Origin of the sequence: Desulfosporosinus meridiei DSM 13257 (genome assembly GCF_000231385.2) — a bacterium.
Classification (GTDB): domain Bacteria; phylum Bacillota; class Desulfitobacteriia; order Desulfitobacteriales; family Desulfitobacteriaceae; genus Desulfosporosinus; species Desulfosporosinus meridiei.
On record NC_018515.1, the window covers coordinates 2,896,960 to 2,913,055 of the forward strand.

At 42.8% G+C, this 16,096-nt stretch carries 12 protein-coding genes, 3 rRNA genes and 1 pseudogene; 3 read left to right on the forward strand and 13 right to left on the reverse strand.

All coding sequences use genetic code 11. The annotated features are described in order from the left end of the window. Positions 1-158: 158 nt before the first annotated feature. From DESMER_RS13305 to DESMER_RS13345, 8 genes are all read right to left on the reverse strand, one after another. Positions 159-815, reverse strand: a complete 657-nt coding sequence (locus tag DESMER_RS13305; protein WP_014903587.1) for a DUF6483 family protein — start codon at positions 813-815, stop codon at positions 159-161. Between the two features lie 624 nt (positions 816-1,439). Beyond that, positions 1,440-1,555, reverse strand: a 5S ribosomal RNA gene (rrf, locus tag DESMER_RS13315). 102 nt (positions 1,556-1,657) lie between these two features. Then, positions 1,658-4,568, reverse strand: a 23S ribosomal RNA gene (locus tag DESMER_RS13320). A gap of 393 nt (positions 4,569-4,961) precedes the next feature. Then, positions 4,962-6,528 (reverse strand): 16S ribosomal RNA (locus DESMER_RS13325). The 16S, 23S and 5S rRNA genes sit together here, the layout of an rRNA operon. 433 nt (positions 6,529-6,961) lie before the next feature. Beyond that, complete coding sequence (locus DESMER_RS24460) at positions 6,962-7,270, reverse strand: DUF6897 domain-containing protein (RefSeq protein WP_014903588.1); 309 nt, start codon at positions 7,268-7,270, stop codon at positions 6,962-6,964. A gap of 35 nt (positions 7,271-7,305) precedes the next feature. Then, positions 7,306-8,163, reverse strand: a complete 858-nt coding sequence (locus tag DESMER_RS13335) for a nitroreductase family protein (protein ID WP_014903589.1) — start codon at positions 8,161-8,163, stop codon at positions 7,306-7,308. A 378-nt stretch (positions 8,164-8,541) separates the two neighbouring features. Then, entirely contained in the window at positions 8,542-8,982 is a 441-nt protein-coding gene (locus DESMER_RS13340) for a DUF6773 family protein (protein WP_014903590.1), read from the reverse strand. After that, positions 8,975-9,184, reverse strand: a complete 210-nt coding sequence (locus tag DESMER_RS13345; RefSeq protein WP_014903591.1) for a helix-turn-helix transcriptional regulator — start codon at positions 9,182-9,184, stop codon at positions 8,975-8,977. The genes DESMER_RS13340 and DESMER_RS13345 overlap by 8 nt, the downstream gene beginning before the upstream one ends. A 294-nt stretch (positions 9,185-9,478) precedes the next feature. Here DESMER_RS13345 and DESMER_RS13350 point away from each other — a divergent pair, with 294 nt between their 5' ends. Next, the gene (locus tag DESMER_RS13350; protein ID WP_014903592.1) at positions 9,479-9,973 is read left to right on the forward strand and encodes a hypothetical protein; all 495 of its coding nucleotides are present in this window, start codon (positions 9,479-9,481) and stop codon (positions 9,971-9,973) included. A gap of 326 nt (positions 9,974-10,299) precedes the next feature. After that, entirely contained in the window at positions 10,300-11,202 is a 903-nt protein-coding gene (locus DESMER_RS13355; protein WP_014903593.1) for an RluA family pseudouridine synthase, read from the forward strand. 81 nt (positions 11,203-11,283) lie between these two features. Here DESMER_RS13355 and DESMER_RS13360 read toward each other — a convergent pair. The 3 genes and pseudogenes from DESMER_RS13360 to DESMER_RS24015 form a co-directional block, all read right to left on the reverse strand. Continuing rightward, a pseudogene (locus DESMER_RS13360) lies at positions 11,284-11,574 on the reverse strand (arsenate reductase family protein); the annotation flags it as partial. 141 nt (positions 11,575-11,715) lie between these two features. Then, positions 11,716-12,078, reverse strand: a complete 363-nt coding sequence (locus DESMER_RS13365; protein ID WP_014903594.1) for a YccF domain-containing protein — start codon at positions 12,076-12,078, stop codon at positions 11,716-11,718. Positions 12,079-12,092: 14 nt separating this feature from the next. Further along, complete coding sequence (locus DESMER_RS24015; RefSeq protein ID WP_034600243.1) at positions 12,093-12,266, reverse strand: membrane protein; 174 nt, start codon at positions 12,264-12,266, stop codon at positions 12,093-12,095. Positions 12,267-12,586: 320 nt separating this feature from the next. Between DESMER_RS24015 and DESMER_RS13375 the strand changes: the two genes are divergently transcribed. After that, positions 12,587-13,387, forward strand: coding sequence for a DUF3786 domain-containing protein (locus DESMER_RS13375; RefSeq protein ID WP_014903596.1), 801 nt, complete (start codon positions 12,587-12,589; stop codon positions 13,385-13,387). Positions 13,388-13,409: 22 nt separating this feature from the next. Here DESMER_RS13375 and DESMER_RS13380 read toward each other — a convergent pair whose 3' ends face one another. Together DESMER_RS13380 and DESMER_RS13385 are read right to left on the reverse strand one after the other, a co-directional pair. Next, complete coding sequence (locus DESMER_RS13380; protein ID WP_014903597.1) at positions 13,410-14,576, reverse strand: amidohydrolase family protein; 1,167 nt, start codon at positions 14,574-14,576, stop codon at positions 13,410-13,412. A gap of 152 nt (positions 14,577-14,728) precedes the next feature. Then, positions 14,729-15,913 carry a pyridoxal phosphate-dependent aminotransferase gene (locus DESMER_RS13385; protein WP_014903598.1) on the reverse strand — a complete coding sequence of 395 codons (1,185 nt, stop codon included), beginning with the start codon at positions 15,911-15,913 and terminating at the stop codon, positions 14,729-14,731. Positions 15,914-16,096: the final 183 nt, after the last annotated feature.

Consider the following 16,096-nt stretch of genomic DNA (forward strand, 5'->3'; position numbering starts at 1 on the left):
CCCCCTTCTCTAAGTTAAGAACCTTTTCAGGTATCTAATACCTGCTATTAACTACATAAAATTGCTATTCATGTGGTGGTTCTCTTTTATTATGGAGGTTTTTCCTTAAATAATACATTTTAACTGGCCTAATTAATTATCATAGCGCACATTTCTGTTTATGTGTGATTGTTCAATAAGTTTCGATAGGCATCTAGGCTCTCAATTACTTCATCCAAGGGTAGATTCCCATTCTCCAATTCCACAAGTGTCTTCCCCTTAAGCCTTTCGTAAAAGGCGAATCCTTCATCGACGATTTCACCCGTATTTATTGTCACAATCATTTTAAATAGAACATCTTCAGCCTTGTCGTATTGTCCCATAAATTCATAATATCGGAACAGTAACTGATTACTTTCTTTCGGTATTTTATACTTTTTAAGAGCACCAACAATTTCATTGATTGTCTCATAACTATTATGTCCATGTGAACTCTTGGCTAAAATCAACTCTATAAATATATTCAAACTTTTGATATACAAGTCGACACTTCGCCCTGTATCCCCTTTATCGACATCCGCTTTCAACTTCAACATTTCAGCTAGGGCAAAACACTTTTCTGTGTTTATTTCCTTTCCACCACTTATAATGCTGATTAAGTCTTTATGTGAAAGTTTAAGTAATGTTTCTTCACTCATGCCTGTTAAATCATAAAGTGCTTCATTGACTATTTGATGACATTCTTCAATTTTATTCTTTGATTTTGATCCTAGAAGTGCAGCGACAGCTATAGACAATTGCTCAATCATTTTCATAATATAATCTTTTTTATACATATACCCTCCATAATCTGTGGAGTAACCAAAACACATATCCTTATTATACCATATGTCTCTTGCTAATGTATTGCCTTACAGTTAATCGAATGCAAGACACCTTTCGCAACACTGGGGCATACAATGCACTCTCCAGCAATGTGGATCCCGGAGGGATGGAACCCCGACTCCCCAAATTCGCCCACGTGGGCGAATTTAAGACACCCAGATAAGGTGGAAAGATGACACACAAAGACCACCTCATTCAGAGATGGTCTTTCGCTTGTTACCTGGCGATGACCTACTTTCCCAGGGGCTATGCCCCAAGTATCATCGGCCCTGGAACGAAAGGCACGATAGTGTCCGGTGGACAGTATCGCCGAGCCGCCTGCCCCAAAGGAATACCTTAGCGGCGAAGGAATGAGCCTTTCGCCACATTGCCTCCCCAGACACATTCTCCCTGCAATGTGGATTCTTAACTTCCGTGTTCGGTATACGAAAAGCGGACGAGCTTTTCGCCACACTGCGTCCCGAGATGCATTCTCCTGCAGTGTGGATCGAACGGGTGGAACCCCAGACCCTTAATTTACAGTATGACTAAACACAGAAAAACTACCTCGTAAGAGATAGTTTTTCGCTTGTTTTACCTGGCGATGACCTACTTTCCCAGGGGCTATGCCCCAAGTATCATCGGCCCTGGAGGTCTTAACTTCCGTGTTCGGTATGGGAACGGGTGGAACCCCTCCGGCATAATCACCAGATGTCTGAGATATCGCTTTCTTTCGATTGCTGTTCTCTCAAAACTGCACAGAGTCTATCTAGTATTGTCTAAGAATTTGAGCCACTCACCTAGCGTCTCGATTTAGGTCAAGCCCTCGACCGATTAGTACCAGTCAGCTCCACACGTCACCGTGCTTCCACACCTGGCCTATCAACCTGATCATCTTTCAGGGGTCTTACCAGCTTTCGCTGTGGGAAATCTCATCTTGAGGTCGGTTTCGCGCTTAGATGCTTTCAGCGCTTATCCGCTCCGAATATAGCTACCCAGCTATGCCTCTGGCGAGACAACTGGTACACCAGGGATTCGTCCATCCCGGTCCTCTCGTACTAGGGACAGATCCTCTCAAATTTCCTGCGCCTGCGACGGATAGGGACCGAACTGTCTCACGACGTTCTGAACCCAGCTCACGTACCGCTTTAATGGGCGAATAGCCCAACCCTTGGGACCTACTACAGCCCCAGGATGCGATGAGCCGACATCGAGGTGCCAAACCTCCCCGTCGATATGGACTCTTGGGGGAGATAAGCCTGTTATCCCCAGGGTAGCTTTTATCCGTTGAGCGATGGCCCTTCCACTCGGTACCACCGGATCACTAAGCCCGACTTTCGTCCCTGCTCGACTTGTAGGTCTCGCAGTCAAGCTCCCTTTTGCCTTTACACTCTTCGCGCGATTTCCAACCGCGCTGAGGGAACCTTTGGGCGCCTCCGTTACTCTTTAGGAGGCGACCGCCCCAGTCAAACTGCCCACCTGATACTGTCCTAATCCCCGATTCAGGGGACCTAGTTAGAATTTCAGTACAAAAAGAGTGGTATCCCACCGTTGACTCCACCAAGGCTGGCGCCCTAGCTTCTTAGTCTCCCACCTATCCTGTACATTTTATACCAAAATCCAATGTCAAGCTACAGTAAAGCTCCATGGGGTCTTTCTGTCCTGTCGCAGGTAACCCGCATCTTCACGGGTATTACAATTTCGCCGAGTCCCTCGTTGAGACAGTGTCCAGATCGTTACACCTTTCGTGCGGGTCAGAACTTACCTGACAAGGAATTTCGCTACCTTAGGACCGTTATAGTTACGGCCGCCGTTTACTGGGGCTTCAATTCAAAGCTTCGGGTTGCCCCTAACCTCTCCTCTTAACCTTCCAGCACCGGGCAGGTGTCAGCCCCTATACATCTCCTTTCGGATTAGCAGGGACCTGTGTTTTTGTTAAACAGTCGCCTGGACCATTTCTCTGCGGCTCTTGTTACCAAGAGCGCCCCTTCTCCCGAAGTTACGGGGCTATTTTGCCGAGTTCCTTAACGAGGGTTTTCTCGCGCGCCTTAGGATTCTCACCCCATCTACCTGTGTCGGTTTACGGTACGGGCACCTAGTCACTCACTAGAGGTTTTTCTTGACAGCTTGGAGTCGGTTACTTCGCTACTAATTTTCGCTCCCCGTCACGTCTCAGAGTCTCGCAGGGCGGATTTGCCTACCCTACCTCCTACTCGCTTGGGCCAACTCAACCAACGGTTGGCTTAACCTATCCTTCTGTGTCACCCCATTGCTCAAACATTTCTAGGTGGTACTGGAATCTCAACCAGTTGTCCATCACCTACGCCTTTCGGCCTCGGCTTAGGTCCCGACTTACCCTGGGCGGACGAGCCTTCCCCAGGAATCCTTAGATTTTCGGCGGGAAGGATTCTCACCTTCCTTTTCGCATACTCATACCGGCATTCTCACTTCTATCCACTCCACCAGACCTTACAGTCTGACTTCTCGGCTGATAGAACGCTCCCCTACCCCTGCGCATGAAGCGCAAGCCATAGCTTCGGTGATACACTTGAGCCCCGTTACATTTTCGGCGCAGAACCACTCGACCAGTGAGCTATTACGCACTCTTTAAATGGTGGCTGCTTCTGAGCCAACATCCTGGTTGTCTGTGCAATTCCACATCCTTTCCCACTTAGTGTATACTTGGGGACCTTAGCTGATGGTCTGGGCTGTTTCCCTTTCGACTATGAAGCTTATCCCCCACAGTCTGACTCCCAATCTAAATCTGATGGCATTCGGAGTTTGATAAGGTTCGGTAACCTGGTAAGGCCCCTAGCCTATTCAGTGCTCTACCGCCATCGATCATCAATTGAGGCTAGCCCTAAAGCTATTTCGGGGAGAACCAGCTATCTCCGTGTTCGATTGGCATTTCACCCCTACCCACAGCTCATCCCCTGCCTTTTCAACGACAGTGAGTTCGGGCCTCCAGTGGGTTTTACCCCACCTTCACCCTGGCCATGGGTAGATCACACGGTTTCGGGTCTACAGCATGTAACTTGCGCCCTCTTCAGACTCGCTTTCGCTTCGGCTCCGGCTTCTCGCCTTAACCTTGCTACATACCGTAACTCGCCGGTTCATTCTACAAAAGGCACGCTACTACACATAACTGTGCTGTAACTGCTTGTAAGCGTACGGTTTCAGGTTCTTTTTCACTCCTCTTCCGAGGTGCTTTTCACCTTTCCCTCACGGTACTGGTTCGCTATCGGTCGCTAAGTAGTATTTAGCCTTGGGAGGTGGTCCTCCCTGCTTCCCACGGGGTTTCACGTGTCCCGCGGTACTCAGGATTCCCTCACAGAATGTCCTTCTTTCGTCTACAGGAGTGTTACCTTCTTTGCTCGACCTTTCCAGATCTGTTCGACTAGAATTCCATTCTTAAAAGAGGGTCCTACAACCCCGAATCCCGAAGGATTCGGTTTGGGCTCTTCCCGTTTCGCTCGCCGCTACTCAGGGAATCGATGATTCTTTCTTTTCCTCCGGGTACTTAGATGTTTCAGTTCCCCGGGTTGTCTTCTTCAACCTATGTATTCAGTTGAGGATAACCGGACATGACTCCGGTTGGGTTGCCCCATTCGGGTATCCATGGATCAAAGCCTGCTTACGACTCCCCATGGCATTTCGCTGTTAACCGCGCCCTTCTTCGACTCTTAGCGCCTAGGCATCCACCGTACGCCCTTAATAGCTTGACCTATTGGTCGCTACTTTTAGGTTTACTCAATACGTCCGTATTGATGTGAATTCGTTCGACTTTACTAGTTTTCTCTATGCAGTTTTCAAAGAACAGTTCTGGTTTAAGTCTGTTAAGACTCTTACCCGTCAAAAATATAGGATATTAGTCAGGCATAACTGCCTTTCCTCAATCCTTTGTGAGTGAGGTTCCATAATTCATCGAATTCCTTCGATGTTTCCTGGTCTCTCAAAACTAAACAACAGCTGTTTCCAATGAGTTGCCGATCCCTCGGCGTGAGTCTTGCGACTCGTTATTGATCTTTACAGTCGATTTGGTTTTCAACCTCGTCCTCTGAAAGAATCGACCACTAGGATGTTCGTCTAAAGCCTAAGCTCTAAACCGTTCTCCTTAGAAAGGAGGTGATCCAGCCGCACCTTCCGATACGGCTACCTTGTTACGACTTCACCCCAATTATCGGCCCCACCTTCGACGGCTAGCTCCCTTTCGGGTTACCTCACCGGCTTCGGGTGTTGCAGACTTTCGTGGTGTGACGGGCGGTGTGTACAAGGCCCGGGAACGTATTCACCGCAGTATGCTGACCTGCGATTACTAGCGATTCCGACTTCATGCAGGCGAGTTGCAGCCTGCAATCCGAACTGAGACCGGCTTTCTCGGATTTGCTTCACCTCGCGGCTTCGCTTCCGTCTGTACCGGCCATTGTAGCACGTGCGTAGCCCAAGACATAAGGGGCATGATGATTTGACGTCATCCCCACCTTCCTCCGGTTTATCACCGGCAGTCTATCTAGAGTGCTCAACCTTACTTGTTAGCAACTAAATACAGGGGTTGCGCTCGTTGCGGGACTTAACCCAACATCTCACGACACGAGCTGACGACAACCATGCACCACCTGTCTCTACGCTCCCCGAAGGGCACTCCCTAGTTTCCTAAAGATTCGTAGGATGTCAAGCCTTGGTAAGGTTCTTCGCGTTGCGTCGAATTAAACCACATGCTCCACCGCTTGTGCGGGCCCCCGTCAATTCCTTTGAGTTTCAACCTTGCGGCCGTACTCCCCAGGCGGAGTGCTTATTGTGTTAACTGCGGCACAGAAGGGGTCGATACCCTCTACACCTAGCACTCATCGTTTACGGCGTGGACTACCAGGGTATCTAATCCTGTTTGCTCCCCACGCTTTCGCGCCTCAGCGTCAGTTACAGTCCAGAAAGTCGCCTTCGCCACCGGTGTTCCTCCACATATCTACGCATTTCACCGCTACACGTGGAATTCCACTTTCCTCTCCTGTCCTCAAGATTCCCAGTTTCCGATGCACTCTCAGGGTTGAGCCCTGATCTTTCACACCGGACTTAACAATCCGCCTACGCGCCCTTTACGCCCAATAATTCCGGACAACGCTTGCCCCCTACGTATTACCGCGGCTGCTGGCACGTAGTTAGCCGGGGCTTCCTCCTTGGGTACCGTCATGTGGCCTCAATATTTTCAAAGCCACCGTTCTTCCCCAAAGACAGTACTTTACAATCCGAAGACCTTCATCATACACGCGGCGTTGCTCCGTCAGACTTTCGTCCATTGCGGAAGATTCCCCACTGCTGCCTCCCGTAGGAGTCTGGGCCGTGTCTCAGTCCCAGTGTGGCCGTTCACCCTCTCAGGCCGGCTACTGATCGTCGCCTTGGTAGGCCTTTACCCCACCAACTAGCTAATCAGACGCGGGTCCATCCATAATCGATAGCATTTTCAGAGGCCATCTTTCCTTAATGCCTGATGCCAGGCTCTAAGATTATCCGGTATTAGCCCTCGTTTCCAAGGGTTGTCCCGGATTTATGGGTAGGTTACCCACGCGTTACTCACCCGTCCGCCACTAAGAATTTTTCTAAGCAAGCTTATCAAATTCTCCGTTCGACTTGCATGTGTTAGGCACGCCGCCAGCGTTCGTCCTGAGCCAGGATCAAACTCTCCAAAAAAAGTTATTTCAAACTTCTCATTAGAAGAAGATGATTGACTCATGATTTATTTTGAAACTCTTGCGAGTTTCTCTCATTGGCTGTCCTTGTTGTTTAGTTTTCAAAGATCAGGATTTTGGCTTTGACCCGTTTGGGCCGGAATCACATCTTAACATTTTCAACTAGCGTTGTCAACACTTTTTTTAGCCGTGTAGCACTGAGTATAAACTCTATGTACTTTTGGTTTTTGTGATTCTCTTTGGCTGTTTAGACCGGAATTGTATCTTAGCATTTCCAACTCTCGTTGTCAATAACTAATTTCCAACTTGTTGTTTAAGTGTTCGGCCTGTTCTTGGCCGGATGTACATATTAGCATCTTCAACTTAGGTTGTCAATGTACAAAATAATCTATTAACCTAGGGGTATATAGTACGGCATATCTAGCATTTGCAAATCAAACTATTTTTATACTCTGTATAAACTCAGCATTGATTAGTTCGTTGCCCTTTTTTGTCTCTACTTCAAGCCAATTTTCGTTGGCAGCTATTATAATACCCTTTACATTAGTACCAAAGGTTCCAGTGGATACTAGACACTTCTTACCGATATATTTCATAATAAGTTCGTTAGTCATCCAAACAACACCTTTCCTCTTTCTAATTTTTAATAATACTGCTTTTTGAACTGCACGTTGCTGAGGGAAAATAATAAAAAATAGAATAAACAGCGGCATGTAGATCGCAAGCAGTGACCCTGTATTCAATTAATCCTACTCCTCCTTCATTATATAAATATAATCTATACCTCTTCAACCCAACTTACCACATAGTCAGTGTCGAGGGGTTTACTAATACTCCCCGGATCGCTAATTTCCCATTTTCCCTTAATACCTTGTTCTTGAGCAGTAAGTTCAAAATGGCACATGGCAATTCCCATATCGACTCTTTGCAAATCGTAAGCCATAAATTTGGAGTAACCTTTAGTATGCTTAAGGAAAAAATGATTCTTATTATTATCCTTTATAATTCGCCATGGTTGCTTATTAGATGCTGAAGGAGCTAACCGAACCATTTCCAAAGGAATTAAGTATTTTCCAGCCTCTGCTTTAGAAAGTTGTTGATCAAAATTTCCAGAAAAAAAGAGCTGATTCCATTCTTTTCTGTTTTTTGATCCTGCGGTAAATCTCATAGCAGAATCGATCAAACTTTTTTTACTATTAGGATAACCAATTGGTGTAATGCATGGTAATACTTCTTGGTTCTTTTGCTTAATTGCCTTACCAAATTCACTTTTTTTAAAAGTACCACCAAGCCAACAAGTTCCCAGCCCCAAAGACGTAGCAAATAAAATCATTTTCTCTAATAAATATCCAAAATCCTCTAAATCTCTGGAACCTTTCTCTATCACGGCAACTAGATAGGTTGAAGCACCTCGTATCACACCATAAGTCCCAAGCGTTAGGTTAGATTCCTTAAGAATATTACTTTCAAGTAAATCAAATCGCAAGTTTCCTCCAAAAGGACCAGTCAACACCGGAAAAAACTTTCGGATTTTTTCCTTTAACTCAGGTGTCAATGGTCGGTCCATATATGTTCGGACAGAAATCCTCTTCTTTATTATATCTGTAATTGATGTTCCGAATAAACGTTCATTCAAAATATGACCTCCTCAGCAATCTAAATTTCTGAAATGTTCTAAGTATCAAGTATATCAAATAAGTTAATCCATTACAGGTTTACAACAAGTTATCATATATTATGACAGGACAACTATCATTTTCTTGTTTCCAAAGAAAAGACTTCGGAAGTAAAAATAGCCCGAAGTCATAGCAAACAGATTACAATTAGTTTTGAGATTTGAACTAGGATATTGGAGTTATAACTTTCTTCTCAGCCTTCTTCTTCATTTTCTCTTTGTTCTTGGGACTTTTGTCACCCATTTAAGGCACCTCCACTCAACCAGTTTAACTCTATTATTACAGGCAAATCTCATTCCCATACATATCCATTAGATAGGTTCAATTACTATTCATTATCACTCATCGCTTCTAGCCTGCCACTTAGAAATTAGGCTCACAACTGCCAACATTATAAGCAATACCACTGAAACTATCAAAAGAATCATTGCGCTATTATCCTCAGTTGAAACTGTTAGTACTGATCCACTTTTTAAAAAAATACTTGTAATCCCTGCCACCAGTCCTGCTAAACCTATAACTATGCCAATTCTACGTCCAAGACTCTTAGCCTTAACTTTAGGTCCAACATATGACTTATTCCATATTATCCGTACCAAATAATAGGCCATACACGCATTTATAATTACTACAACATTCATGGGATAATTTAACCAACGAAACCCAAACCCATAGAGACCTATGTCTAGCAAGAGCAGGTAAAAAAGAATCATGTAAGCCTGATTTCCTATCATATTTCGCTTTTGTAATTGCATTTCATCCAATTCACTTTTATGCATTTTCATCTTCCTCCCAAAATAATTGATCGAGGGTTTTTTCCAAAACCCTACAAATGGCAATACACAACTTTATCGATGGATTGTAGTCCCCTTTTTCTATGGCATTAATAGTTTGTCGAGTTACTCCAGTAGCAGCGGCTAAATCTTTTTGTGACATGTCTTTAGCTGCTCTCGAAGCTTTTAACTTCAAATTTTTACTCATACAACACCTCTTAGATTTATAGTAGCATCTTTTTAACTTTATGTCAATTATATATTACATTATATCAATATTATTTGTCACCGTATATTAAGGCGTATAATAAGGCCGTATAAAAAGACAAAACTAAAGCCTTCCACTGAATTCATAATGGAAGGCTCAACAATTACAAGAAATATCGCTCTCAAAATAATTAAAATATAAGGGGCAAATATTTATTTGTCATACTTTTGACACATATGTTGATTATACTTCAAATATTAGATCTACTTAGATGTGAAAGGGGCTAAAGAAATTATGAAAAAAATTAAAACTTACCTCATTGCTGCTACGGTGGTTGGACTACTGGGAGTAACCGGGACAGCTTTTGCTGCAGTTACCGGCACTACGCCAGCAGAGGTTACAGCTGGTTTAACTGGGAAAACAGTAGAACAAGTCATTACTGAAAGAGCCGATGGGAAAACATACGGAACCATAGCTGATGAAGCAGGAAAACTAGAAGAATTCAAGGCTCAAATTCTCGATCAGAAGAAATCGGTCTTAGACCAAAAGGTTGCAGATAGAAGGATCACTCAAGAACAAGCAGACGCTATTTATAACTCTCTCAAATCAAATCAGGCAAACTGTGATGGAACCGGTAATGGTATCGGGAAAAGCGCGGGAACTGGATTTGGTATGGGGCAGGGACAAGGAATGGGCCAAGGTGCGGGCCGCAAAGGCAAGCAAGCAGGTTCAGCCGCTGGAGGGGGTTTTGGCAGCGGAATGGGCAGTGGAACTTGTCTTATAAACTAGAATTAATTCCACAAAAATACAGCTAAGCAGCATTACGCTGCCTAGCTGTATTTGATTTAGAAAGCACTTTTATCAACCATCAGTCTCGGATGTAAAGCATCAACTCAAATAGGTTAACTTGAATTTATTAAAGTCAGCTGGTTCACACAACATTTCAAGAATTGTAATACAAAATCCCCCTGGGTTTAAGTATGATTACGAGTAAAAACATGGTAGTCTAGAGGAAGCGTACACTGGGTATAATCCGCTTAGTCTATTAAAATCACAATTAAAGCAACCACAGAATTGGAGATTTATTAATTATCCAATAGATTGGAATTGGTGATATGAAATCCTACAAAACCTACTTAGTCACTGAAGAACATCAAGGCCTTACAGTCGAAAGCTACTTAAAACAGATTCAAATGTACTCCGGAAGAAAAATCCAAAAACTCACACGCCTTAAAGGTATTATGCAGAATAATAAGGCCGTATTCTTACAGAAGAAAATTAAAGGCGGAGATGTTTTACGCGTACTGTCTTTAGAAGATTCTTCCTACGGTGTCGAACCAGAGTCAGGAACAATTGAGGTATTGTATGAAGATAATTATCTAATCGTCTTAAACAAACCTTCAGGCCTATTAGTGCATCCCACAGGCCAAACCTCCAGTGGTACATTAAGTAATTACCTAGCCTTCTATTTTCAACAACAGGGAGTAATCTGCACAATACGACCAATACATCGCCTTGATAGAGAAACTTCGGGGTGTATTGTCTTTGCTAAAGACAGTCGTACTCAAACAATCCTGGAGACATTGTTAAAGGACGGCAGTCTGAAACGAACTTACCGAGCCTTGGTTCAAGGAATTGCAGACCCTCCATCTGGAACAATCAATGCACCCATCGGATCTCATCCTACCAAGCCAAACCGCCGAGCGGTTAACCCCAAAGGGGATCCAGCTATAACTCATTACAAGACCGTTCAGGGGCTTTCAGACGCTTCCTTGCTGGAACTGACTCTCGAAACTGGAAGGACGCATCAGATACGAGTCCATTTAACGCATCTTGGATATCCTATTATAGGGGATAGAATGTACGGAAAACCCTCGAATCTGATAAATGGGCAAGCCTTACATGCTATTTCTGTTCACTTCTCCCATCCCGTTGAGCAGCACGAAATAACCGTTCAAGCTCCTGTGCCCACTAATTTCCTTCGAGTTCTGGAACACTACTCAAGTCAAAACAGCTAATGTTACCCTCCACTAGAAGGATTGATTAACGCTAACTCATCACCATCTTTGAGTAGCACAGAAAAACACCTTCAACTTTAGCTATTTAGGCTCAGGCTTAAAACCTATCGTAAGCTTGTTGTTTTCCACAACCAGCGGTCTAATTATTGCCTTAGGATTCGCGGCAAGAAAATCAGCAACGGCCATTTCGTCAGACTCCTGAAGTTCTTTCCCCAGCTCCTTAAATGTTTTGCTCCTCTTGTTCAGGAGACTAAGGATGGAAACCTCACCAAGCTTTGCTAAGTCTGTTAATTCCTCAACTGTGAGTGGTTTTTTCACAATGTTACGGTATTCAAACTCCATATTCTGTTGCAGAAGACCCGCTTCCGCTTTTTTACAAGTTGTTCACTGTGGAAAACAATAAAATATAAGCACAGATTTGTCCTCCAATTATATAAGATTGTCATTATTCCGCGTCGAATTCATTGACATGGTGACCGTCACTAAGCAGTTGCGATGAGTGTCTGGGATATGCTAACGTATTTTTGCCCCGAAAGGTATCAACCCAAGTTTCGCAAATTTAAAATGTTGAAGACCAAAAGGAATACCGACAATTGTTATACAAAAAATCCCACCAATAATTAAATGAGCTATTGCAAACTCCCAACCAAAAACGAAAAGCCAAATAATATTAAATATTAATCCACCCGCTCCAAAATGACCAAGTTCAATTTCCTTTCCGAAAGGCCACAATACAAAGAACGAGATCTTAAAACATTGAAGGCCGAAGGGGAGGCCGATAACTGTTATACATAATAGTACCCCTGCTAAGAACCAAACAATTGCAGCAAGGACACCTCCAAATACTAGCCAGATGATATTGCCAATGATATTCATCCTTGACCCTCCCGCTACTTAGTCATGACAGTCTGGAGTACCGGTAATCCATAATATACAAGTACTATTACTACTGCTATACTAATAGCCAATTTGAATAGCTTTTTCAAAATAAAACCCACAGCAAGGATTCCTAATCCTCCGATTAGTATTTCTTGAAACCCTAACCCAGCTAAATAATTTCCCATAATTAACATCTCTCCCTCTATAGTCCAAGATTTCTTTCTGATTATTAACTAACTAAACCTACAACAAACATATTGTATTCCAGTTTGAAACTTTTTCACTAAAAACTACTCAGCTACATTCTATATCACCCTTTGGCAAGAATAAAGACTCCAAAGCCATGTTTTAATGAATTAAGAGTTCTTAAAGAGGGCTGATCAACAGTAATTTCCAAAAATAGAGCAAAAATGAAGGAAATAAGGTCTGGTTATAGAATCTAAAGTTTAAAAGGTTTAGAATTCTAACAATTCTGCCAAGTACTTTTTCGAAAGGAGTATTTAATATGTCGAAACTAGATAATCCACTAAGTATATACAAGTTACTTCCAAAGTCGAATTGCAAACTATGTGGAGCACCAACATGTTTGGCGTTTGCTGCTGCAGTAATTAAAGGTGATAAACGTATCAATGAATGCCCTCACCTGGAAAAAGAGGACATCGAAGAACTTAATGGTCAAATCGTTAGGCAAATGACTCCTGAAGAACAATTAAAACAAATACTTGTTCCTTTAAAAGAAGAGATATTAAATGTAGACTTTTCGGCTGCAGTCGAGCGCTTAGGAGCCAAGTTTTCAGGAGATAAGCTAACCGTTAAGTGTCTCGGCAAAGACTTCATCGTTGATTCCAAAGGTAATTTCATATCTGACTGCCATATCAATGTCTGGGTGATTGTCCCGTTACTTAATTATATTATTCACAGCGCCGGCAAAGATCTTTCCGGAAAATGGGTCACTTTTAGAGAACTTAGCAGTGACACTGTCTGGATTTCATTTTTTGAGAAAAGGTTTGAAGAGCCTTTAAAGCAGCTTATTGATAGCTATCCGGATCTTATTGAGGATTTAATCCTGATTTTTAATGGCAAGCACGTAGAAAACAGTTATTCCTCGGATATTTCTCTTGTTTTATACCCTCTGCCAAAAGTCCCCTTATTAATCTGCTATAAAAAGCCTGTTGAGGATCTACAATCTCAACTCAATATTTTCTTCGACATGACGGCAGATGAAAATCTCAAAATCGATTCCATCTATCGGCTCTGTGTTGGACTATTAGTGATGTTTCAAAAGATCGCTTTGAGACATGCTTAATCAAATAATATCATAATAGCGATTAATTAAAGTTCTTGACCAATTGTAATTGGTTCATAGGGGTACCTATCTCTAACTTCCCTAATTCGGGTTGACCTAGGATTTGGGCATTTTCATGGGTAGCCCTGCCAAAGACTTCTAACCTCGGAATTCCAGCCTGAACCAGCCACTCAATTTCATCATAAAAGCTATCTCCATGCGGCACTTGATAGGCACCTGCGTCAGTGCCAACACCAAGGCGGACGTTTAAACAATAGGCCTCGTAAATCCTAGCTAGGTGAGTATCAAGAATACGTTTCAAGGTATCAAGTTCATGCCTGGAATATCGATTGGTTGGATATTTTAAAATATTTCCTATGGGAGCAACCGTTGGTACCCAAGCTATACTTTTTTCTTTCATTAACTCAAGATCTCGAGAGGTCATGTAATACCCGTGTTCGATGGAATCTACTCCGGCAGTTATGGCCATAGAAATCCCCTCTTCCCCACTGGCATGAGCCATAACAAGGGCTTGACGTGCATGGGCTGTTTCAACAATCTCTTTTAATTCCTCCACTGTCCACTGAGTTGGGCCGACTCTATTAAAATCATCAAACTTAATCAAGCCTGTCACGATTACTTTAAGTTGGTCAATCCCTTGATTAAAAAAACCACTCTGCTCCTCTTGCCACTCAGTCAGATTCTGAAAACCTCGGCCAAGGAAACGTCCGTACATTCCAGCACGCCCTACAGCCTCGTGCACAGATATCACCTGGGGCCCAGACCAGATTCCTTCTTCAACCTTGTTTTTAGCCCTCCAGGAAAATCCCGGCAAGTCGCCTCCATCGCGAATGGCAACAATTCCCTTCTCCAAGTATCTCCGTAGGTAAACTTTAATGTTATCCTCTATCAAGGCTGGCTGACTCCATTTTTCCAAACACTGATAAAAATCAAGGCTATCTAAGGCCAAATGAACGTGGGCATCGATCCATCCAGGTATGAGAAAGTACTGATCCCATTGCAATGATGTTTGAGGGCAAGCCTCTAAATGATTTACTGACTTCAATGATTCGACTTTCCCATCCTTCCATTGCAAGAGAATTGGCTGTGAGCACATACCCCTTTCATGGCTCCAATACCCAGCAATGAGGGATTCCCCATCATTGGAAATCTCCAATATACTTTGTTCTGCACTGCAAGAAATGTACATTCACTAATTCAGCTCCTCACATCCTACTTAAAAGAGCAAGAAGCACCCCTTGAGGGGCTAGCTTCTTGCTCTTATTTAGTCGTAAAAATACTCTTCTACCCTACCCAACGGATCTAGCAAATTATGACTGGTCTTTATCGAAACCTCTAATCCTATTTTAATTCTTCAATTAAAGCCTTAAAACCAGGTAAAGCCTTTTCGATGGTTTTATAAGCAACACAATAAGCAATACGTACATATCCCGGGCAGCCAAAGGCGGATCCGGGAACAATGAGAATATTTTTCTTGTTAGCCAAACTACAGAATTCAACATCATTCTCAATGGGGGTTTTGACAAACATGTAAAATGCCCCCTCAGGTTTAATGCATTCGTAACCAAAGGATAATAAACCTTTATAGAGAAGTTCACGATTTTTATTGTACACCTCAAGATCAACCTTAGCGTCTAAGCACTTGGCAATGACCCGTTGGAATAGTGCCGGAGCATTAACAAAACCTAAAATGCGATTTGCAATATTCGCTGCCGCAACAATATTCTCGTAATCAGCTGCTTGATCGGAAATAACTAGATAGCCAATTCGTTCTCCCGGTAGAGACAGTGATTTACTATAAGAGTAGCCAATAATCGTGTTCTCATAATATTTTGAGAGATAGGGGACTTCAGCATTATCATAAGCAAGTTCTCGATAAGGTTCATCAGCAATGATATAGATATCAGTTCCTAATTCCTTTTGTTTATCTCTAAGTATATTGGAAAGCTTAATAATGGTTTCTTCTGAATAGATAACCCCGGTAGGATTATTAGGAGAATTGATAATAACAGCTTTAGTATTTGCGGTGATTTTCTCTTTGAATTCCTCTAGGTTGGGTTGGAAGTCAAGGGTATTAGGGGAAACTACCACTAATTCGCCGTCATAGTTTTTAACATAATTTCTGTATTCTCCAAAAAAAGGAGCAAAGGTAATAACCTCATCCTTGGGATTAAGCAGGGTCTTTAAAATAACGTTTAGTCCCCCGGCTGCACCAACAGTCATGATAATGTTTTTGGGAGTAAAAGCAGTACCAAACTTATTATTGATGGAATTTGCAATTGCAGCTCTTACATCTTCATAACCAGAGTTATTCATATATCCGTGAATCCCTGTGGAATTACTATCATTTACAACCTCTAGGATTGCTTTTTTTACATCCTCAGGTGGTTCCACATTCGGGTTCCCTAGGCTAAAATCAAAAACATTTTCCGCGCCATAAATATCTGCTAACCTTTTACCTTCTTCAAACATTGCCCGAATAACAGAACTATTTTTTACTTGATCTTGCATTTTTTTAGAAATCATTACCCAATCATACCTTTCATCTAAGCTATATTAATCAAGTGACTCTTAGCTTCAGATGGAGTTTGCCAACGAGGAATACTTACTCCAGCTGAAGCTTAGAGGAACTTATCCAGGGACGTAGCAGCCGTTATCTCCCTTATAGCAGATGGGAGTCTTACGGCTGGTAGTCATCGGATAAAAGGA

Excerpts from the sequence above, each read along its gene's own strand:
- DESMER_RS13375 (WP_014903596.1), top strand. The coding sequence starts at position 12,587 with ATGTCGAAACTAGATAATCCACTAAGTATATACAAGTTACTTCCAAAG.
- DESMER_RS13380 (WP_014903597.1), bottom strand. The coding sequence starts at position 14,576 with ATGTACATTTCTTGCAGTGCAGAACAAAGTATATTGGAGATTTCCAAT.
- DESMER_RS13305 (WP_014903587.1), bottom strand. The coding sequence starts at position 815 with ATGTATAAAAAAGATTATATTATGAAAATGATTGAGCAATTGTCTATA.
- DESMER_RS13355 (WP_014903593.1), top strand. The coding sequence starts at position 10,300 with ATGAAATCCTACAAAACCTACTTAGTCACTGAAGAACATCAAGGCCTT.
- DESMER_RS24015 (WP_034600243.1), bottom strand. The coding sequence starts at position 12,266 with ATGGGAAATTATTTAGCTGGGTTAGGGTTTCAAGAAATACTAATCGGA.
- DESMER_RS13345 (WP_014903591.1), bottom strand. The coding sequence starts at position 9,184 with ATGAGTAAAAATTTGAAGTTAAAAGCTTCGAGAGCAGCTAAAGACATG.
- DESMER_RS13350 (WP_014903592.1), top strand. The coding sequence starts at position 9,479 with ATGAAAAAAATTAAAACTTACCTCATTGCTGCTACGGTGGTTGGACTA.
- DESMER_RS13340 (WP_014903590.1), bottom strand. The coding sequence starts at position 8,982 with ATGCATAAAAGTGAATTGGATGAAATGCAATTACAAAAGCGAAATATG.
- DESMER_RS13365 (WP_014903594.1), bottom strand. The coding sequence starts at position 12,078 with ATGAATATCATTGGCAATATCATCTGGCTAGTATTTGGAGGTGTCCTT.
- DESMER_RS13385 (WP_014903598.1), bottom strand. The coding sequence starts at position 15,913 with ATGATTTCTAAAAAAATGCAAGATCAAGTAAAAAATAGTTCTGTTATT.